The sequence below is a fragment of the Arthrobacter sp. AOP36-C1-22 genome (assembly GCF_052377515.1).
Taxonomy (GTDB): Bacteria; Actinomycetota; Actinomycetes; order Actinomycetales; family Micrococcaceae; genus Arthrobacter_H.
Window position 1 is genome coordinate 46,402 of sequence record NZ_JBQSWW010000019.1, and the last position, 18,024, is coordinate 64,425.

The 18,024-nt window shown below is 68.0% G+C and carries 20 protein-coding genes; 7 read left to right on the plus strand and 13 right to left on the minus strand.

Features of this window, described 5'->3' with window-relative positions; genetic code table 11:
• Nucleotides 1–63: 63 nt before the first annotated feature.
• Nucleotides 64–1,470: a sugar porter family MFS transporter gene (locus ACT3S6_RS11320; protein WP_444555054.1), complete on the plus strand. Its 1,407-nt coding sequence runs from the start codon at nucleotides 64–66 to the stop codon at nucleotides 1,468–1,470.
• Between the two features lie 86 nt (nucleotides 1,471–1,556).
• Here the strand turns inward: ACT3S6_RS11320 and ACT3S6_RS11325 are convergent, their stop codons facing one another.
• Nucleotides 1,557–2,348: an SGNH/GDSL hydrolase family protein gene (locus ACT3S6_RS11325; RefSeq protein ID WP_444555055.1), complete on the minus strand. Its 792-nt coding sequence runs from the start codon at nucleotides 2,346–2,348 to the stop codon at nucleotides 1,557–1,559.
• A gap of 135 nt (nucleotides 2,349–2,483) precedes the next feature.
• Between ACT3S6_RS11325 and ACT3S6_RS11330 the strand changes: the two genes are divergently transcribed.
• From ACT3S6_RS11330 to ACT3S6_RS11340, 3 genes are all read left to right on the plus strand, one after another.
• Nucleotides 2,484–3,221, plus strand: a complete 738-nt coding sequence (locus ACT3S6_RS11330; protein ID WP_444555056.1) for a M50 family metallopeptidase — start codon at nucleotides 2,484–2,486, stop codon at nucleotides 3,219–3,221.
• 72 nt (nucleotides 3,222–3,293) lie between these two features.
• The gene (locus ACT3S6_RS11335; RefSeq protein ID WP_444555057.1) at nucleotides 3,294–4,796 is read left to right on the plus strand and encodes a TIGR01777 family oxidoreductase; all 1,503 of its coding nucleotides are present in this window, start codon (nucleotides 3,294–3,296) and stop codon (nucleotides 4,794–4,796) included.
• 419 nt (nucleotides 4,797–5,215) lie between these two features.
• Nucleotides 5,216–5,923: a transglycosylase family protein gene (locus ACT3S6_RS11340; RefSeq protein ID WP_444555058.1), complete on the plus strand. Its 708-nt coding sequence runs from the start codon at nucleotides 5,216–5,218 to the stop codon at nucleotides 5,921–5,923.
• Nucleotides 5,924–6,089: 166 nt separating this feature from the next.
• On the opposite strand, the gene ACT3S6_RS11345 is transcribed toward ACT3S6_RS11340, so the two are convergent.
• From ACT3S6_RS11345 to kynA, 4 genes are all read right to left on the minus strand, one after another.
• Nucleotides 6,090–6,905, minus strand: coding sequence for an isocitrate lyase/PEP mutase family protein (locus ACT3S6_RS11345; protein ID WP_444555059.1), 816 nt, complete (start codon nucleotides 6,903–6,905; stop codon nucleotides 6,090–6,092).
• A 61-nt stretch (nucleotides 6,906–6,966) separates the two neighbouring features.
• On the minus strand, nucleotides 6,967–7,809 hold the full coding sequence (locus ACT3S6_RS11350) for a PaaX family transcriptional regulator (RefSeq protein WP_444555060.1): 843 nt from the start codon (nucleotides 7,807–7,809) through the stop codon (nucleotides 6,967–6,969).
• Entirely contained in the window at nucleotides 7,806–9,059 is a 1,254-nt protein-coding gene (locus ACT3S6_RS11355) for a kynureninase (RefSeq protein WP_444555061.1), read from the minus strand. The genes ACT3S6_RS11350 and ACT3S6_RS11355 overlap by 4 nt, the downstream gene beginning before the upstream one ends.
• Before the next feature lie 18 nt (nucleotides 9,060–9,077).
• Nucleotides 9,078–9,974 (minus strand): tryptophan 2,3-dioxygenase, encoded by an 897-nt coding sequence (kynA, locus tag ACT3S6_RS11360; RefSeq protein ID WP_444555062.1) that lies wholly within the window; start codon nucleotides 9,972–9,974, stop codon nucleotides 9,078–9,080.
• Nucleotides 9,975–10,063: 89 nt separating this feature from the next.
• Between kynA and ACT3S6_RS11365 the strand changes: the two genes are divergently transcribed.
• Nucleotides 10,064–10,627, plus strand: coding sequence for a DUF488 domain-containing protein (locus tag ACT3S6_RS11365; RefSeq protein ID WP_444555063.1), 564 nt, complete (start codon nucleotides 10,064–10,066; stop codon nucleotides 10,625–10,627).
• A 10-nt stretch (nucleotides 10,628–10,637) separates the two neighbouring features.
• Here the strand turns inward: ACT3S6_RS11365 and ACT3S6_RS11370 are convergent, their stop codons facing one another.
• The 4 genes from ACT3S6_RS11370 to ACT3S6_RS11385 form a co-directional block, all read right to left on the minus strand.
• On the minus strand, nucleotides 10,638–11,768 hold the full coding sequence (locus ACT3S6_RS11370; RefSeq protein ID WP_444555064.1) for an FAD-dependent oxidoreductase: 1,131 nt from the start codon (nucleotides 11,766–11,768) through the stop codon (nucleotides 10,638–10,640).
• Nucleotides 11,765–12,460, minus strand: a complete 696-nt coding sequence (locus ACT3S6_RS11375; RefSeq protein ID WP_444555065.1) for a methyltransferase domain-containing protein — start codon at nucleotides 12,458–12,460, stop codon at nucleotides 11,765–11,767. Before ACT3S6_RS11375 ends, ACT3S6_RS11370 begins: the two co-directional genes overlap by 4 nt.
• 7 nt (nucleotides 12,461–12,467) lie before the next feature.
• Nucleotides 12,468–13,610, minus strand: a complete 1,143-nt coding sequence (locus ACT3S6_RS11380) for a type III polyketide synthase (protein WP_444555066.1) — start codon at nucleotides 13,608–13,610, stop codon at nucleotides 12,468–12,470.
• 104 nt (nucleotides 13,611–13,714) lie between these two features.
• Nucleotides 13,715–14,278, minus strand: a complete 564-nt coding sequence (locus ACT3S6_RS11385) for a hypothetical protein (RefSeq protein ID WP_444555067.1) — start codon at nucleotides 14,276–14,278, stop codon at nucleotides 13,715–13,717.
• A 213-nt stretch (nucleotides 14,279–14,491) separates the two neighbouring features.
• On the opposite strand from ACT3S6_RS11385, the gene ACT3S6_RS11390 reads away from it, so the two are divergent.
• Nucleotides 14,492–15,592, plus strand: coding sequence for a pyridoxal-phosphate-dependent aminotransferase family protein (locus ACT3S6_RS11390; RefSeq protein ID WP_444555068.1), 1,101 nt, complete (start codon nucleotides 14,492–14,494; stop codon nucleotides 15,590–15,592).
• A 42-nt stretch (nucleotides 15,593–15,634) separates the two neighbouring features.
• Here the strand turns inward: ACT3S6_RS11390 and ACT3S6_RS11395 are convergent, their stop codons facing one another.
• The 4 genes from ACT3S6_RS11395 to ACT3S6_RS11410 all read right to left on the minus strand — a co-directional run bounded on the left by ACT3S6_RS11395 (nucleotide 15,635) and on the right by ACT3S6_RS11410 (nucleotide 17,344).
• Nucleotides 15,635–15,850 carry a DUF2945 domain-containing protein gene (locus tag ACT3S6_RS11395; RefSeq protein WP_444555069.1) on the minus strand — a complete coding sequence of 72 codons (216 nt, stop codon included), beginning with the start codon at nucleotides 15,848–15,850 and terminating at the stop codon, nucleotides 15,635–15,637.
• 65 nt (nucleotides 15,851–15,915) lie between these two features.
• The gene (locus tag ACT3S6_RS11400) at nucleotides 15,916–16,293 is read right to left on the minus strand and encodes a fluoride efflux transporter FluC (RefSeq protein WP_444555070.1); all 378 of its coding nucleotides are present in this window, start codon (nucleotides 16,291–16,293) and stop codon (nucleotides 15,916–15,918) included.
• Nucleotides 16,290–16,727 carry a fluoride efflux transporter FluC gene (locus ACT3S6_RS11405; protein ID WP_444555071.1) on the minus strand — a complete coding sequence of 146 codons (438 nt, stop codon included), beginning with the start codon at nucleotides 16,725–16,727 and terminating at the stop codon, nucleotides 16,290–16,292. Before ACT3S6_RS11405 ends, ACT3S6_RS11400 begins: the two co-directional genes overlap by 4 nt.
• Nucleotides 16,724–17,344: a DNA-3-methyladenine glycosylase I gene (locus tag ACT3S6_RS11410; protein WP_444555072.1), complete on the minus strand. Its 621-nt coding sequence runs from the start codon at nucleotides 17,342–17,344 to the stop codon at nucleotides 16,724–16,726. Before ACT3S6_RS11410 ends, ACT3S6_RS11405 begins: the two co-directional genes overlap by 4 nt.
• Nucleotides 17,345–17,503: 159 nt before the next feature.
• On the opposite strand from ACT3S6_RS11410, the gene ACT3S6_RS11415 reads away from it, so the two are divergent.
• Nucleotides 17,504–18,024: PGPGW domain-containing protein (locus ACT3S6_RS11415; RefSeq protein ID WP_444555073.1), on the plus strand; the 521-nt coding region annotated here is incomplete at its 3' end.

Sequence of the window (18,024 nt, forward strand, 5' to 3'; positions counted from 1 at the left end):
CGGCGTTTCCGTGCCCCCGCCAGCCTCTGCCCGGCAGGGGCGCAAAGGCGTACGATTGCGGGCATGAGCGTCTCAACAGAACATGACTCGACCCCCACAAAAGTGGTGATGGTTTCCATTGTCGCCGCATTGGGCGGATTCCTCTTCGGATTCGACAGTGCCGTGATCAACGGTGCCGTCGACGCCATCGGGGAACAATTCGCCCTCAGCGGGGTCCTTTTGGGATTCACCGTCTCCTGCGCACTCCTGGGCGCCATGGTCGGCGCCTGGTTCGCCGGACCCTTCGCCGATAAGCAGGGCCGGGTGCGGGCGATGCTGGTCGCGGCCGTCTTGTTCACGATCTCCGCCCTGGGCTCCGGTTTTGCCTTTGGCCCGGTGGATCTGATCATCTGGCGCACCATCGGCGGTGTGGGCGTGGGCATGGCCTCGGTCCTGGCCCCGGCCTACATCGCCGAGGTCGCCCCCGCGCACAGTCGCGGCAAGCTGGCCTCCCTGCAGCAAATGGCGATCGTGCTGGGCATCTTCGTCGCCCTGCTCGCCGACGCCTTCATCGCGGCGACCTCAGGAGGCGCCTCCGAAGTGAGCTGGCTGGGTATCGAAGCCTGGCGCTGGATGTTCCTGACCGAGATCATCCCGGCAGTCCTCTACGGGGCACTGGCCTGGCAGATCCCCGAGTCCCCGCGCTACCTCGTGGCCCGCGGCCAGCTGGCCCGGGCCGCCAAGGTCCTGCATGAGGTCGTCGGTTTGAAAAGCCGGGACGAGGTCGACGAGAAGATCGCCTCGATCAAGTCCACCATCAGCACCGAGAAGAACCAGGGCCTGCGCAACCTCGTGGGAGGCAAGGGCTGGCTGCTGCCGATCGTCTGGGTGGGCATCCTGCTCTCGGTCTTCCAGCAGTTCGTGGGCATCAACGTCATCTTCTACTACTCCACCAGCCTGTGGAAGTCCGTCGGTTTCACCGAGGAAAACTCGTTCACGATCACCGTCATCACCTCGGTCACCAATATCCTGGTGACCGTGGTCGCCATCCTGCTGGTCGACAAGGTGGGCCGCAAGCCCCTGCTGTTGGCTGGTTCAGCCGGCATGACCGTCGCCCTGGGCCTGATGGCCGTCGCCTTCAGCCAGGCGATGGGCACCGGCGACGACGTGTCGCTGCCGCAGCCCTGGGGCGTGATCGCGCTGATCGCCGCCAACGTGTTCGTCGTCGCCTTCGGCGCGACGTGGGGGCCGGTGGTCTGGGTGCTGCTGGGTGAGATGTTCTCCAATAAGATGCGTGCCGTGGCCCTCTCGGTGGCCGCAGCCGCCCAATGGCTGGCCAACTTCCTGGTCACCACCACCTTCCCGTCGCTGGCCGAGGCCGGATTGGTCTTCGCCTACGGGCTGTACGCGCTCTTTGCCCTGTTGTCCTTCTTCTTCGTCTTCAAGTTCGTCACCGAAACCAAGGGCCGCGAACTCGAGTCCATGCAGTAGGAGCACCCGTCGATACCGCAAGGGGCGGTCGGGTCTGCGGTGCAACGCAGACCCGACCGCCCCTCGTTGTTCCCGGGACGGGGTGGCTAGGGCAGGTCGACCGTGGTGTCCTGGGCCGTGGGCTGGGTGCCCAGGGCGGCCTGGACCGCCGAGCCCAGGATCCGGGCCCCTTCCGCCGTGGGGTGGGTGCCGTCGTAGCTCAGGCCCTCGGCGTAGACCTCCGGATGGGTCGAATCGCGCAGGCCCCGGGACCCGTCGATCCAGCCCCACCCCTGCTCGAGGACGAAATCGTGCAACCACGCGTTGTATTCGACGGTGCGGGTGCGGAATTCGTTCCGCGGCGGGACGGAAGAGACGAGCACCCGGTCGGAATCCGCCTGCGCAATGATGTCCTGCAGGTTCTCCCCGATCCGTTCGAAGGGGACCCCGGCGCGGATGTCATTGGTCCCGGCGATCACCACCAGCACGTCGGAGGGCACGGGGGTGTAGCCGTCCAGCATCTGAGCGGTGGTGGCACCTCCCCGGGCCCATCCGCCGGCGAAGGTCGTGGCGGGGTCCTGGGCGAAGACGGCCCAGGACCTCTCGCCGACGATCCGCCGGGAGACCTGCTCCGGATAGGCGTGATCGGCGGTGATGGAGTCCCCGACCACGGAGAACGTGACCGCCTGCGCGTCCCCGGCCGCCATCGGGCGCGCCATCGGAAAGCCGTCGGAGAAGAGCGCCTCCTGCCCCTGGGGCTGCCCCTGCCCGCCGACCAGGATGGCTCCGGCGGTCACGGCCAATACGGCCATCCCGGCCAGCAGCGCGGTACGGGGCCGGGAGGACAGGCGGGAACGAAGCGTGGGACGGTCGGTCCCGGCGGGGGTGGGGTCGTGCACTGATTACTCCTGGGTAAAGAAGGTGGATTCCCAGCCTAAGGAACCCACCGCGGGGTAAACGGACCACAACATGACGATCGGATGACGATTCCGGCCAGAACGTTTTTCACAGCCCGGTGCCCTACCCTCTAACCCATGCTTGAGCAGATTTCCGTTGATTCCTGGTGGCAGGCGCTGCTGGTCGGCTTCACCCGTGGCCGTTCCCTCCATGCCGAGGCCCTGACGCTGGTCCTGATCATCGCCGTTGCCGTCGCCCTCTGCGTGCCGCGGGCCACGTGGCGTTGGTTCGGCCTGTATGTCACGTTCGTCCACGAGCTGGGCCACGCGCTGGCAGCGTTGATGACGGGACGGATCGTCCGCGGCATCCGGTTGAACCTGAATCATTCCGGGGAGACGGTCAGCGCCGGCCGGGGCGGTGCCGGCATCGCCTGGTCCGGGTTCTGGGGCTATCCGGCCCCGGCGGTCGCCGGGGCGGCGATGATCTGGGCCGCCTCCTCGGGGTGGGCCGGGGCGGCCCTGTCCATCGGGGCGATCCTGCTGTTGGTGGCCTTGCTGTTCATCCGCAATCTGGTGGGGATCGTGATCGCCGTTGGATGCGCGGCCCTGGCCCAGGTTCTGGTGCTCTTCACCGACGGGGAATTCTCCGCCTACGTCGTCCTCTGTCTGGGCATTGCCCTGGTGGTGGGGGCGGTCAAGGACTGGTTCAAGGTCGCCGCGGTCCACGTCCGGCGTCGTCGGCTGGAGAGCTCGGATGCCTACATCCTGGCCCGGGCCACCGGGGTCCCCGCAGCGGTCTGGCTGGCCGGATTCGCTCTGGTCATCATCGGGTGTGCGTACTGGTCGCTGCTCTCCCTGGGTGCCGCCGTCAACTGAGTTGCCCCGACCCGGGCCCGCGGGCGGCCCCGGGCGATGGTGGGCCCGGGGGATGACGCGTAGCCTCGGGGCATGGAGAATCCCCTGCCAGACTTCGAATTCACCACCAGCCTGCCGGTTCCCCGCGAGGAGGCCTTCGCCTGGTTTTCCCGTCCCGGTGCCCTGGTCAGGTTGCTCGCCCCGTTTTCGGGCAGCGTGCGTCGTGAGCCCAGCGATGGGTTGAACGTCGGCTCCACGGCGGTGATCGGCATCGGGGCGCCGGGGCAACTGGGGCTGGGGTTGGGACCGGCCATCGGAGCCGTCGCCGGACCGTTGCACCTGCCCGGGTGGGCCAAACCCGAAATCCCCTGGCACGCCCGGCACGTCGGGCTGGTCCCCGGGCGCAGTTTCACCGACGTCATGGAATCCGGGCCCCTGGCCTCCTGGCGTCATGAGCACGTCTTCGAGGAGGACGACGGCGGGACCCTCATGCGTGATTTCGTCTCCTACGACCTTCCGTTGGCCAGCAGTTCCGGTCCCGGAGGGCGGATCCGGGAGTGGGGGAAGGAACGCTTCAACACCGAGCTGAAGCGCATGTTCGGATACCGCGAACGCCAGGTGATCGGCGACCTGCTCTTCCACTCCCGGCATTCCGGGGCCGATTCATCCTCGAAACGGATCGCCATCTCGGGGGCCGGCGGACTCATCGGCACCCAGCTGCGGGCCTTGCTCCAAGGCGGCGGGCACGAGGTGTTCCGGTTGGTCAGGGGGCCGGCAACGGAAACGGATGAAATCTCCTGGGATCCGGATGCGGGACGGATCGACACTGCGGCGCTGGCGGGCTGCGACGTCGTCATCCACCTGGCCGGGCACCCGATCGGTGGGCGATTCACCGCAGCCACCAAGCAACGCATCATGTCATCGCGGACGGTGGGGACCTCCTTGATCGCCCGGACGCTGGCCGACCTGTCGGCGGACGGACACCAGCGCACCCTCGTGGCCGCCTCGGCCATGGGGTACTACGGGGCCTCCCCGGAAGCCCGCCCCGCGCAGGCCCCGACGGACTTGAGCGAGGACGGCCCTCCGGGAACCGATTTCCTCGCCGATGTCTGTCTCGCCTGGGAGGCTGCGTGCGAACCGGCGGCACGGGCCGGGGTCCGGGTGGTGAACGTCCGCACCGGGCTGGTCCAGAGCCCCTCCGGCGGAATGTTGCAGCAATTGTTGCCATTGTTCGTCGCCGGTCTGGGAGGTCGCATGGCCGGGGCCGGCATGCAGAGCTGGATCGGCATCGATGACGTCGTGGGGATCTTCGCCCATGCCGCCCTGGAGGACCGGGTCTCCGGACCTGTCAACGCCGTCGCCCCGCATCCGGTGGACGCCCGGGACTATGCCGCCACGTTGGCCAGGGTGCTCAACCGCCCGGCAGGACTCACGGTCCCGGGCTTCGGCCCGGCCCTGCTCCTGGGCCGCCAGGGGGCCCGCGAAATTGCCCGGTCGGACCAGCGGGGCTCCTCGAGGCGGATCGAGGAGTTCGGCTACGCCTTCCGTGAGCCCGAGCTCGAACCGGCGCTGCGGCACGTGCTGGGTCGCCGCTGAAGGTCAGGAGACCGTGACCTAGGACGTCGGTAACGGTCGGATTACGGATAATACCGAGCAAAAACGGGTTCGGGCGTCCGTCCGGACTCCCGATCTCTACTCCGATCCGAGACTCACAGGAATCACAGATACATCGATTCTGCCGCGAGATCACGGGGTTTGAGCTGTAAACTTTTTGTGGATCGTCTCCCCAGGGGGACGTTCGTAGTTGACGCAGCCCCCCATCGTATAGTTATCGTAATCAAGTCACGTTTTGATAACACCTCGCCGTTCGGGGTGGTGCAAGACGGAGTGCAGTTCAGGTACCTTTCGATCGTCCACCTGACTGCCCACTAAATTTGGAGTCGACATCGACGCCGGACGATCGCGCAATGAGGGCCGGGGACGGCTGGAGCGCACAGGTGGCCCCTGGAGAAACTGTGATCCAGCAGAACAGCAAAAAGTTTTCGAAGATTTCCCGCATCGGCGCAAGCAGTGGTGTAGCAGCCTTGGCCTTGGCCGGCGCGGCAGCAGGCATCGGAGCAGCTCCCGCCTCCGCAGCACCTGCAGGCACCTGGGATTCACTCGCGCAGTGTGAGTCCGGTGGGGATTGGTCCATCAACACGGGCAACGGCTTCAAGGGTGGACTGCAGTTCACCAACAGCACCTGGAAGGCCTTCGGCGGTAGCGGTCAGGCCAACCACGCCAGCAAGTCCGAGCAGATCCGCGTAGCCAAGAAGGTCCAGGCTGCTCAGGGTTGGGGCGCATGGCCCGCATGCTCCGCCAAGCTGGGTATCTCCGGCAAGGCACCGTCCGGCCCGAAGCAGGCCACCAAGAAGGCTCCGGTCCAGAAGGCCGCGCCGAAGCAGGCTCCGGTCCAGAAGGCTGCTCCGAAGCACACCGCACAGGCACCGGTCCAGAAGGCCGCGCCGCAGCAGCAGGTCAAGTCGACCGGCAAGCACGTCGCCACGGTCAAGGCCACCGACTCGGGCAAGAACTACACGGTCAAGGCCGGCGACACGCTGTCCAAGATCGCCAACGCCCAGGGCCTGAGCGGCTGGGAGGGCCTGTACTCGGTGAACACCGATACGGTCTCCAACCCCAACGTGATCATGGTGGGCCAGACCATCAACCTGCCGACCAAGTAATCAGGTCGGCCCCGGGGCAGCGCCCCGGACCCTGAACTGCGGGAGCTTTGCCCCCGCCAGACGGCAGCGGCGGTTCGCCTTTCCCCCCAATGGCGAGCCGCCGTTGTTTCGTCAGGACACGAAGTGCCCGCACGGTCCACCGTGCGGGCACTTCGTGTGTCGGGGCTCAGGCGGGGAAGATCCGCGAGGCGAGGTCCTTGCCGGTCTTCGACTGCGATGTGTACCCGGAGGTTCCCTCGTCGAAGAACTCGCGGGCCGCCGCTGCGGTGGCCTCGAGGGCGGCAAAGGCGAAGGCCCCACCGACCGAGACGCGGCCGACACCCACCCGGGACAGGGCGGAGACCGGCGGTGTCCCCGCCGTGGCGAGCACGTTGAGCGGGCGGTCCACCGATTCCACCACCGACCGGATGTCCTCGAGCCGGGTGAGCCCCGGGGCGTAGAGCACGTCGGCCCCCGCCTCCTGGTAGGCCTGGAGGCGGTGGATGGTATCGGCCAGATCCGGGCGTCCATGCAGGAAATTCTCGGCCCGGCCGGTGAGCACCATCGGCGCCGGCCCGCGGTGGCAGGCCTCTGCCGCGGCAGCGACCCGCTCCGTGGCGGCCTCGATCCCGTGGATGGGGGAGTCCGGGTCCCCGGTGGAGTCCTCGATCGAGGCGCCGGCCAGCCCGGTTTGTAACGCGAGGTCGTAGGTCCGCCCGACGGCTGCTGCCTGGTCCGCGAACCCGTTCTCCAGGTCGGCGCTGACCGGCAGCTCCGTCGCCTGCACGAGCTCGGCCGCATTCTTCAAGGTCTCCTCGCGGGTCAGCCCTCCGTCGAGACGGCCCCGCGAGGCGGCATACCCGCTGCTGGTGGTGGCCAGGGCAAGGAACCCCATCGAGGCGAACAACCGCGCCGACCCGGTGTCCCAGGCATTGGGCAGCAGCAACGGCGTCGGGCCGTGATGCAGGGCGAGGAAGCGGGCAGCGGGTCCTGGGGGCGTCATGGCCACACGCTACACCGAGTCCACGGGGCACGCCGGGGTGCCGGACGGTGAGGAACGGGGCTCAGACGGCTTGGGGGACCGACCTGATGGATCCGACGTAGGCCAGGGCCTCGGGCCGGTAGGCATCTCGGAGCTGGAGGAAGCGGTTGCTGCTGGCCGCCCCCGGCCAATCCTCCGGCAAGCAGTCGGCCGGTAGCCCCGGGTCGAGGTAGGGAATGATCCGCCAGCTGTCGATGCACCGCACATAGGCGGCGAAGGCGGCCGCCCCCTCGGCGGGTGGCACGGAAGGGACATCGCGCTGCCGATCCAGGAATGCGTGGTGCAACCCCGCCAGCTCCTCCAGGTCCCACCAGCCGGCCACGGCCTCGCGGAGGGGGCCGGCGGCCTGGGGGCGTCCGGTCACGAAGAGCACTGAACGATCCCGCAGCCCCAGGTCCTCCAGGATCTCCTCGGTCTCGGCCTGCAGGTAGCGGGGGCAGATCCACAGTCCCGGCCCCACGGTGCCGCACCCGATCCAATGCAATCGGCGGCGCAACTGATGGCGCAGCCCACGAGCGGTTTCGGGCACCGTGAAGTAGACCAGGCACCAGGAATCGTCGGGGCCCATGGACCGGGGTTCGTGGATCCTGCGGTCGCCGCGTTCGAGCATCTGCCGGGCCCGCTCCCCGACGGCATGACCGGAGACGCCCCCGCGGGTGGAGGCGGTGAGGACTTCCTTGCGCCGCAGCCTGCTCAGGGCGGTGCGGGTCAGGGCCGGGGACACGTCGACGGCCTCCATCAGGGTGATCAGTTGGGTCGAAGACATCCACCCCCCGGCCCCGCGCAAATACAGCCCGATGATGGTGCGCAGCAACGACGTGGTGCTCCCGGGGCGGGAGTCCATGTCGTCGAGGACGGCACTCATTTCATGTCGGTCAGTGCGGCGGCGATCGCCTCGACGCCCACCTCGAGTTCGGCGAAACTGGTGCTCAGGGGCGACAGGCCGATGCGCAAGCCGTCCGGTGGGCGGAAGTCGGGGATCACCCCCTGCTCCCAGAGCCGGGTGGTGACCGCGGCGAAGTCAGGGTGGTCCACGGTCACGTGGGAACCACGCTGTGCAGGTTCACGGGGGCTGGCCAGCCGGGCGCCGTGGGGGGAGAGGCGTTCCTCGCAGAGCCGTAGGGCATGCTCGGTCAGTTCCACCGATTTGCTGCGGATGGCCTCGATGCCGACCTCGGCGATCAGCTCCACCATGTCCTTGAGCGGCTGCATGGCCAGGATGGGTGGGGTTCCGGTGATGAACCGGCGGATCGTACCGGCCGGTTCATAGGTCTCCGTCATCCCGAAGGGGTCGGCGGCCCCCATCCACCCCCAGATCGGCTGGCGGAGCGTGGAGTGAAGTGCCGATGCGACGTAGACGAACGCGGGGGAGCCGGGGCCGCCATTGAGATACTTATAGGTACAACCCACCGCCAGATCGACGCCCCAGGCATCCAGGTGCAGCGGGACGGCGCCGACCGAATGGCACAGGTCCCAGACCATGAGGGCCCCGGCATCCTTGACCTGGGCGGTGATGGCTTCGGCGTCGGCAAGGTAGCCCGAACGGTAGGCCACATGGCTCAGGAGTACGACGGCGGTGCGATCGGAGAGGACCTGTTCCAGATCCGTGCCGGTCACCCCGGTCGCCGGATCGGGGGTGATCCACCGCAGGGTCGCCCCCCGTTCGGCGGCGATGCCCTCGACGATGAACCGGTCCGTGGGGAAGTTCCCCGCATCGATGACGATCTCGCAGCGCCGCGGATCGGCTCCCTGTTGGTGGTCCAAGGCCGCCCGCAGCGCCTTGTAGAGCAGGACCGACGTCGAGTCCCCGACCAGCGTCTGCCCCGGCCCGGCACCGAGGACGACCTCCCCGAGGCGGTCTCCCAGGACGGTGGGCTCGTCCATCCACTGCTCATCCCAGCTGCGGATCAGCCCGGCACCCCATTCGGTGCGGACGAAGGTGGCCAGGTGTTCGGCAGTGGCGGCCAGCGGCCGCCCCAACGAGTTCCCGTCGAGATAGGCGGTCAGCGGCCGGGCCGGATCGGCGGCGGGGACCAGGAAGCGACTGCGGTAGAGGGCGAGTGGATCGGCGGCGTCCAGCTCGTCGCTGGTCGGGGACGCGGGGGAGGTGCTCATGCGGAAGGGCCTTTCGGGCTAGTTGCCGATTTCGGTGCGGACGGCGTAGAGCTCGGGGAAGAAGGTCAGGTCCAGGGCGCGGCGGAGGAAATCGACGCCGGAGGAGCCGCCGGTGCCGCGTTTGAAGCCGATGGTGCGTTGGACGGTGCGCAGGTGCCGGAAGCGCCAGGCCTGGAAGTTGTCCTCGAGGTCCACCAGATCCTCGCAGGCCTGGTAGAAGCCCCAGCGGGTCTCCTCGGTTTCGTAGATCTCCTTGAATACGGGGATGAGTTCCTCGTGCAGCACCCAGGCCTTCGAGAAGTCGCGGTGCAGGATCTCCTCGGGGATGCTGTAGCCGGCGCGGGAGAGGGCGGCGAGGAACGCGTCGTAGACCGTGGGCTCTTCGAGGAGCTGGCTGAGCATGGCGTGGGCCTCGGGATGGGATTCGAAGACCTTGAGCATGCCGCGGTGCTTATTTCCCAGGATGAATTCCACGGCGCGGTACTGCCAGGACTGGAAGCCGGAGGCCGAGCCCAGAGTGTCGCGGAACTGGGCGTATTCACGCGGGGTGAGGGTCGCCAGCACCGACCACTGGTCGGTGAGGACCTTCTGGATGTGCTTGACCCGGGCCAGGCACTTCAGCGCCTTGCCCAGATCGTCGGCGTCCATGAGGCGACGGGCTTCGACGAGCTCGTGGAGGACCAGCTTGAGCCAGAGCTCGCTGGTCTGGTGCTGGATGATGAACAGCAGCTCGTCGTGGTGTTCGGGATTGCTGTGGGGGTGCTGGGCGTGCAGGACCTTATCCAGATCCAGGTACCCGCCGTAGGACATCTCGTTGCGGAAGTCGGTGCGTACGGTCTCTTCGATATCGCGTTCGCCGGTAGCGGTATCGGCGCCGGGGGTTTCAGGGGTGTCTTGCGAGTAGGGGCAGCTCATGAAAGTCAGAATATCAGTTACGTGACGAGCGTCAATCAATTGAAATTCGTGTGGCGGTCGTCGGGGAGCAGCGCTGGCATGATGGAACCATGAGCACCCCAGCGGCTGCCGCGCCACGCGCCATCCTCCATACGGTCGGACATTCCACGCATGTGATCGCGGAGTTCGTCGAGCTGCTCCGGGCCCATGGGGTGCAACGGATCGTGGATGTGCGCACGGTGCCCGGATCCCGGCACAACCCGCAATTCGGCATCGACCAGCTCCCGGGCCACCTCGCCGATCACGGAGTGGACTACCAGCGGATCGAAAGCCTCGGCGGGCTCCGGCACACCACGAAGGCCTCGCCGAACACCGGCTGGCGCAACGCCTCCTTCCGGGGCTATGCGAATTACATGCAGACCCCTGGGTTCGACGCCGGGATCCAGGAGCTGATCGCCAGCGCCACCGAACGGTCCGTGGCCATCATGTGCGCCGAAGCCGTCCCCTGGCGCTGCCACCGCTCGATGATCGGGGACGCGATGCTCGTCCGCGGCTTCGAGGTGCTGGATATATTCAGCCCGACCAAGGCCACCGCGCATGCCTTGACGTCCTTCGCCCACGTGGTGGGAACCACGATCACCTATCCACCGGAGGACTCCACCGCGCAGGCATGAGCGGGGAGCCTCAGCGGAAACCCCGGCTCATCGTGAACCGGTGGGCCACGGCGTCGGTCAGTGGTTTGCTGCGGGCCACGGCCGTGATCGCAGCGGCCCTGACCTGATCCAGCACCCGGGGCAGGGGGCGCCCCAAGGCCATGTTCAGGTGGGCTTGCCGTCCCGCCCGGGCGGCGGCACGCAACCGGTCCCGGGAGAAGCCTGCCAGCAGATCGGCTGGCGTTGAACCCTTCGTACCGGCCCGGGTGAGGAGCGGGGCCAGGGCGGCGGCGTCGAGCAACCCCAGCGCCATGCCCTGCCCGCCGATGGGGCTGATCTCGTGGGCGGCATCGCCGATCAGGATGACCCGTCCGTGCACCATCTGCGCGACCGCCCGATGCGAGCACCGGAACCTGCTGTGCATCGTCGCCGCATCGGGGTCGACCCGGTAGCCGGTACGTCGTTCGATAAGTGACGGGAGCGTGGTGGCATCGGCCGGCCGGTGCCAGGCCACCCAGCGGCGGAGGCCCCCGGGCAGGGGGAAGGACTCCACGATCCCTTCGGGGTGCAGCAGCAGGGCGGCGGTGGCCCCGAAGCCGGTGGTGTCCGGATAATCCCCCATCACGTAGTGGTCGGGGTAGAGGCTTCCGGCAAAGGGCAGCCCGGCCAGCGGGCGGACCGTGGACCCGACGCCATCGGCGCCCACCAGGTAGCGGGCCGTTATCGGGGCCGGCCGCCCGGTCATCGTGGCGTGGATGCCGCGATCGTCCTGGCGGAAAGTGGTCAGTGCGTGGCCTACGAGCAGGGCCTGTGGGTCGAGTTCGCGCAACCGTGCGGTGAGTAGTTCGGTCGTGGTCGCCTGGGGTAGGGAGAGGATGAAGGGATGCCGACCCGTCAGGACATCGAAGTCCAAGGCGGCGATGCGACGTCCGGAACTCAGTCCCAGACCCCGGCGGATCGGCACCCCGGAGGCGATGGCCTCCTTGGCGATGCCCGCCGCGTGCAGCACGTCCACGGCCGGGGGATGCAGGCCGATGGCCCGGGAATGCTCCTGCGGGGTATCCCGGGCCTCCACGACGCGGACGGTGAGGCCCGCTCGGGTGAGCAGGATCGCCAGCGTCAGCCCCGCCGGGCCACCGCCGACGATGAGCACGTCGATCACGGTAGGGGGTCCGGCCGGTGGATCAACAGGTTCCTGAACGGACGCCGAGGTTGGACCCGCCATCCCCCGGGGACCACGGCCCGCAGTTCGGCGGGAAGGTAGCTCCGCCGGATGGAGGTCAGCCCGTCGCGTCGGATGAAGGAGGTCCCGGCCAGCGGCAGGGTCGCGGCACCGAAGAGGAGGCCGGCAAGGCGTGAACGGCGCAGATCGGCGTGCACGGCCACGGCCCGGGTGAGCTGCTCGGTGTCGGCCAACAACACGTCGAGTCCTGTGGGGGAGAGGTGATGCAGCACATGGTTGGACACCACGACGTCGAAGCTGCGCCCGGCAGCGACCAGATCGGAACTGCTGGCCTGTTCGAAAACGACCTCGGCCCCGGGCCGGCCCGTGGCAGTCCGGGAGGCAAAACGGTAGGCCCGCGGATCGGGGTCGATGCCGGTGACCGTGATGTCGAACCCGTCCGCGCGGGCCCGCCGGGCCAGGGCGCGGGTGATGTCCCCACCACCACAACCGATGTCCAGGATGGTGGCGTTGGTGGTGGGCAGGGCCGGGCGGATCAGGTCGCGATAGACCCCGCGCCAGCCGGAGACCAGCGCGTTGACCAGCGGGAACTGCTGGTAGGTCCGCCACAACAGCACCGGATCGCAGTCGGGCCGGTCCATTTCCTCGGTCGCGGTCTCGGCGCGGCGCATCGCTGGACTACGCCCCGGTGCGGGCCACGGTCATCAACGCGGTCTCCACGGTCAACCCGGGCCCGAAGGCCATGGAGCAGACGCGCTCGCCGGCGGGATCGTCGGCCTCGCTGACGCCTTCCAGGATGTCCTTGAGCACGAACAGGACGGTGGCGCTGGACATGTTGCCGTAGTCGTTGAGCACCCGGCGGGCCGGTTCCAGCTGGCGTTCGTCCAACCCCAGACGGTGTTGGACCTTGTCCAGGATGGCCCGGCCTCCGGGGTGGATGCCCCAATGGGTGAGGTCCGCGTACTCTTCCCCGATCGAGGGATCGTGGGCCAGCAACGGGGCCAACGCCCCGACGATATGCTCGTCGATGATATGCGGGACATAGGTCCCCAGGACCATCTCGAACCCCTCGTCGCCGATGTTCCAGGCCATCGATTCCTCACCGACCGGAGTCAGGACCGTTTCGAAGGCGTCGAGTTCCAGGGACGTCGTTCCCGCCGGGGCGGGACGTGCGGTCACCACTGCCGCGGCGGCGCCGTCGGCGAAGAGTGCTGAGCCCATGATGGTGTCCGGGTCGTTGGAACTGCGTACGTGCAAGGTGCACAATTCGGTGCTGACGACCAGGACGACGGCGTCCGGTTCGGCCTCGCAGAAGCTTTTGGCGGCGCGCAGGGCGGGGAAGGCCGCATAGCAGCCCATGAACCCCAGATGGTAGCGCTGGGTGGAGGCGGGCAGGCCGAGGGCCCTGACGATCTGGTAGTCCGGTCCCGGGTTGTAGAAGCCGGTGCAGGAGACGGTGATGACGTGGGTGACGTCCTCGGGGCCCAGATCCGGGCAGGCGGCCAGCGCGGATCGGGCGGATTCGGTGAATAGAGCCTTGGCTTCGCGGGTGAAGACGTCGTTGCGGACCTTGGTGCTGGGACTGAGCAGCCGGGTGGTGGCCGCATCGAAGAACACCGGAGTGGTTTCGGTCTGCTCCAGGCTCAGTTCGGTCAACGCAGTGCGGCGGGTGGAGATGGCCGAGGAATTGAAGGAGGTGGTGATCAGCCGTTGTCCCAGCCGGGTGAGGTCGGGTTGGTCGGCGAAGACATCGCGGACCTGGTCCTGATGCAGGACCGTTTCGGGTAGAGCCGTTTGGATGGTCCTGATTCGCACTGCCATGGGCCGAGCGTAACCGGGTCGCTCGGCAGCGTAAAGGGGTCCCCGCCGGCGGGCGGATCCGGGGCCTTCCGGCCACGGATCCGGCCACCGGAGCTGCCGTGGCGCTATTTGGCCAGGGCGCCGGAGAAGAGCGCGTCCTCATGGTCGAAATCGACCAGGTACGTCAGCGTCACGTCGTCGAGCTCGCCGGCCGGGATGCCGAAGGCGACCCGCGTGCTCTGCTTCTTGCCCGGCAGGACCTTGCCTTCGAAGAAACCATCGATCTTCTCGGTGAAGACGCCTTCGGCCTGGGTCCCCTCGTCCCCGTAGGCCACCGATGCCGTCAAGATCGCCGGGTCGAAGACCTCGGAGGTTCCGTTCTGGAGGGAGACATCGAAGACGTACATCTTTCCATCGGAGGCCTCGGCACCGGAGGCGTATTCACCGGCGGTGGAAAGCCCGGCGGGCTTGACGGTCAGCTTCAGCCCGTCGTCCCAGGTCCACGCGCTCCCGAAGTCGGCCACCCCCTGGGTGGACTGGTCCCCGGTGGTCTCCGCCACGGCGTCGGCGGCCGGGGCGGAGGCTTCATCGGCCCCGCTGCCGGCCTCCGGGCCGCCCGAGGTGGTGCAGCCGGTCAGGGCCAGTCCGGTGGCGAGCGCCAGGGCCGCCCAGATGGTTTTCGTATTCATGTTTCCTCCCCAAAATGGTGCGCCGCGGTTGCGGTGCAGTGTCGATGACCGGAAGCCGTCACTTCCAGTGCCTCCAAGTCACCAGCCGCCTCCGACATTTTGGAACCACCTGCGTGGAAGTCGGATTCCGTTGAGCGACATTTCGTGCCTATGGTGGAAGGCGAAGGCCTTGTCCTGCGGCCAGTGCCGCGCCATCGAACCCAGGGAGTCCCCATGCAGCAGATCGTCCCCACCCGCCATCTTTTCGGACCCGGCCCCTGCAACCCGTACGCCGAGGCCACCGCAGCGCTCGGCCTGCCGCTCTTGGGACACCTGGACCCGGACTTCATCGCCCGGATGGACCGGACCTGCGAAGGCCTTCGGACGCTGTGGGGAACGAAGAACACCCGGACCCTTCCGCTCAGTGGCACCGGGTCGGCCGGTATGGAAGCCGCCTTCGTGAACACCATCAACCCCGGTGACGTGGCCGTGATCGCCGTCAACGGGCTCTTCGGTGAGCGGATGTGCGAAGTCGCCTCCCGCGTCGGCGCCGAGGTGGTCCGGGTGGACCACGAATACGGGACACCCGTCGACGCCGACCGGGTGGCCGCCGCCCACCCGACCCCGAAGGTCATTGCCGCCGTCCATGCCGAAACGAGCACCGGCGTCGTCTCCGACATTGCCGCGCTGGGCGCCATCAAAGGGGACGCCCTGTTGATCGTCGACGCCGTCACCTCCATCGGTGGCATGCCGATCGAAGCCGACGCCTGGGGCATCGATGTCGGATACGCCGGTACACAGAAGTGCCTGGGGGTGGCCCCGGGACTGGCCCCGTTCACCATTTCCGACCGGGCCTTCGAACGCCGCGTGCAGAAGCCGCAGTCCTGGTACCTGGACCTGGGGTTGCTCGGTGGCTACGCCACCACCGGCTCCTCCGGAGGTCAGCGCACCTATCACCACACGGCCCCGGTCGCGATGGTCGCCTCCCTGGAGGCAGGGATCGATCGGGTCCTGGCCGAAGGCCTCGAGGCCGTCACCGCACGCCACCAGGCGGCTGGCGCCGCCTTGCAACAAGGCCTGAAGGACATGGGGCTGGAGCTCTTCGCCGCGGAAGGCCACCGGTTGCCGCAGCTGACCACCGTCAAGGTGCCTGAGGGGGTCGATTCGGCTGCGGTGCGCTCGTACCTGCTGAAGACCTACGGCGTGGAGATCGGCGGAGGCGTCGGACAGTATGCCGCGACCGTCTGGCGGATCGGCCTGATGGGCCCGAACGCGAACATGGATTCCGTGGCGCTGATCCTCGGCTCGCTCAAGGACGCCATCGCCAACAGCTGAGCCTGATCGGGTCCATGGGGCCGGGGTTGGACGGGGTCGGAACTACTTCTTGATCCTGGTCAACGCCGGCCCCTTGTGCATGGCGATGTGGTCGGTCTTGTCGCTGCGGATCTCGTATTGCGGATCCTCCGGGGAGCACCGGCGCATATGGCCCTTGTATTCGACGTCCTGCGTGTGTTTCTTGAGGATGATCCCACTGACGGGTCCGGCTTCCGAGTTCCAGCCAACGTGGTCGCCGGGGGAAAAGGTCGCTGACATCGGTGGCCTCCAACAGGGCTCGGGTACGGTCTTCGGGGATGAAGGCCCGAGCCTACCGGCAACGCCTAAGCGAGGGAACCGAGCCAGAATCCGCCGCCGGCCGCCGTCACGCAGAGCACCGCCATCCCCAGGCCATTGGCCAGTGAGGCCAGGTAGCGACGTTCCTGCAGCAGGCGCACGGATTCGAAACTGGCGGTGCTGAAGGTCGTATAACCGCCCAGGAACCCGGTGCCGGCGACCAGATAGGCCGGCTCGGGAACGATGAAGGACAGCGACAGTCCCAGCAGCAGGCCCAGCACCAACGAACCGGAGACGTTGATGAGCAGGGTGCCCACCGGGAAGGCCGCCGGGGTACGGAACTTGATGAAGCCGTCGACCAGGAGCCGGGTGCCGGCCCCCAGACCTCCGGCCAGCGAGAGCGCGATGAAAAGCAGCGGTGTCATGGCCTGGCCTCCCGGCGGGGGCGTCGCAGGCCGGCGGTCGCGATCCCGGCCCAGGTGGCGGCGGCCCCGATCAGTACGGTGGCGGCGATCAGGGCCAGGCCGGCCCCGGGACCACCCACCGGCCCCTGGCCGTTGAAGAGCAGCAGGGCATCGACGGCGAAGGCGCTATAGGTCGTGAACCCGCCACAGAATCCGGTGCCCAGCATCAGGCGCATGATCCGGCGGGGGCCCTCGTCGCTGCCGGCACGCAGCAGCGATTCCAGCAGCAGCCCCAGCAGGAAGGCGCCGATGATGTTGATCATCAAGATGGTGGTGGGGAGCCCGTTGATTCCCGGGACAGCCAGGGTGAGGCCTTCGCGGGCCGCGGTGCCGACCATCCCCCCGACGACGACCAGGCCCAGGTGACGCCAGTCCGGTGCCGAAGCACGGCTCATGGCCATACGCCCGAACTGCCACGCCGGTGGCTGCCCAGCAGGTGGGTGTCCACGATGCCCACGGCTTCCATGAGGGCGAACATGGTGGTCGGGCCCACGAAGGAGAAGCCCTTGGTGCGCAGTGCCTTGGACAGGGCCATGGATTCGGGCGAGGTGGTGGGGACCTCCTGCATCGTGGCCGGACGCGGGGTGGTCCGAGGCTGGAAGGACCAGATGAACCCGGCCAGTCCTTCCTCGTCGCGCAGTTTGATGGTCGCTGCCGCATTGCCGATGGTGGCCCGGATCTTGGCCCGGTTGCGCACGATGCCGGCATCGCCCAGCAGGCGTTCGACGTCGTCCTCGCCGAAAGCGGCCACCCGATCGGGATCGAATCCGGCGAAGGCGGCCCGGAAGTTCTCCCGCTTGCGCAGGATCGTCGCCCAGGACAAGCCGGATTGGAAGGCCTCCAGGCTGAGGCGTTCGAACAGGCCCTGTTCATCGCGGATCGGCAGACCCCATTCGGTGTCGTAGTACTGCCGCATCATCCCCTCGGTGGCCCAGACGGGGCGCAGCAGCCCGTCGGCACCCCGGATGAGTCCCGCGCCGGGAGCGGGCGTTTGCGGGTCGGTGACTGCCATGTGTTCGTCCTTTGGATTGCTTGGCGCCTCGAGGGCCACGGGCACCGGTGTACTGCGCCGGCGACGGGTTTCGTGGGCCCTTCCACAGGTTACCGCCCGTAACGCGGCGAGCCGGCCTCGACCCCTTGGACCCCGGGTACTTCCGGTAAACTAGCGGAAATGGCTTCCACCTTCGTACACGTCTGGCTCAAGCCCCTGGCGGTCAATATCGCCGGGTGGCTGCTTCTGGTGGTCGGAGTGCTGGCGTTGGTCCTGCCCGGCCCCGGGCTGTTGTGCATCGTGGCGGGACTGGCCGTGCTCTCCACCCGCTATTGGTGGGCCGAGAAGCTGATGCACCCGGTCAAGGCCAGGGCCTACCAATTGGCCGCCGAAAGCGTGAAGACCCGCTGGCGGATCTTCTGGAGCTCGACCGGGGCGAGCCTGTTGCTGGCCAGCGGCGTGGTGTGGGGGCTGCGCCCACCGGCCCCCGAGTGGTGGCGGTGGCCCGAGGACTGGTGGCTGATCGGCGGCTGGGGGACCGCCCTGTCGATCATGGCCTCCGGGGGTTTCGCCCTCGGGCTGATCATCTACACCCACCGCAGGTTCGGGTTGCCGATGAAGGCCCGCCGGATCGCCATGCACCGGCTGGCCCAGCGCCGGGGCCACCGTCCCGACCGGCGGAGGAGCGGCCGCAAGGAGCC

Bases quoted from the DNA above. Each gene is read 5' to 3' on its own strand.
- ACT3S6_RS11320 (WP_444555054.1), top strand. From the start codon at position 64: ATGAGCGTCTCAACAGAACATGACTCGACCCCCACAAAAGTGGTGATG.
- ACT3S6_RS11330 (WP_444555056.1), top strand. From the start codon at position 2,484: ATGCTTGAGCAGATTTCCGTTGATTCCTGGTGGCAGGCGCTGCTGGTC.
- ACT3S6_RS11335 (WP_444555057.1), top strand. From the start codon at position 3,294: ATGGAGAATCCCCTGCCAGACTTCGAATTCACCACCAGCCTGCCGGTT.
- ACT3S6_RS11345 (WP_444555059.1), bottom strand. From the start codon at position 6,905: ATGACGCCCCCAGGACCCGCTGCCCGCTTCCTCGCCCTGCATCACGGC.
- ACT3S6_RS11350 (WP_444555060.1), bottom strand. From the start codon at position 7,809: ATGAGTGCCGTCCTCGACGACATGGACTCCCGCCCCGGGAGCACCACG.
- ACT3S6_RS11355 (WP_444555061.1), bottom strand. From the start codon at position 9,059: ATGAGCACCTCCCCCGCGTCCCCGACCAGCGACGAGCTGGACGCCGCC.
- kynA (WP_444555062.1), bottom strand. From the start codon at position 9,974: ATGAGCTGCCCCTACTCGCAAGACACCCCTGAAACCCCCGGCGCCGAT.
- ACT3S6_RS11365 (WP_444555063.1), top strand. From the start codon at position 10,064: ATGAGCACCCCAGCGGCTGCCGCGCCACGCGCCATCCTCCATACGGTC.
- ACT3S6_RS11375 (WP_444555065.1), bottom strand. From the start codon at position 12,460: ATGCGCCGCGCCGAGACCGCGACCGAGGAAATGGACCGGCCCGACTGC.
- ACT3S6_RS11380 (WP_444555066.1), bottom strand. From the start codon at position 13,610: ATGGCAGTGCGAATCAGGACCATCCAAACGGCTCTACCCGAAACGGTC.
- ACT3S6_RS11385 (WP_444555067.1), bottom strand. From the start codon at position 14,278: ATGAATACGAAAACCATCTGGGCGGCCCTGGCGCTCGCCACCGGACTG.
- ACT3S6_RS11390 (WP_444555068.1), top strand. From the start codon at position 14,492: ATGCAGCAGATCGTCCCCACCCGCCATCTTTTCGGACCCGGCCCCTGC.
- ACT3S6_RS11395 (WP_444555069.1), bottom strand. From the start codon at position 15,850: ATGTCAGCGACCTTTTCCCCCGGCGACCACGTTGGCTGGAACTCGGAA.
- ACT3S6_RS11400 (WP_444555070.1), bottom strand. From the start codon at position 16,293: ATGACACCGCTGCTTTTCATCGCGCTCTCGCTGGCCGGAGGTCTGGGG.
- ACT3S6_RS11405 (WP_444555071.1), bottom strand. From the start codon at position 16,727: ATGAGCCGTGCTTCGGCACCGGACTGGCGTCACCTGGGCCTGGTCGTC.
- ACT3S6_RS11410 (WP_444555072.1), bottom strand. From the start codon at position 17,344: ATGGCAGTCACCGACCCGCAAACGCCCGCTCCCGGCGCGGGACTCATC.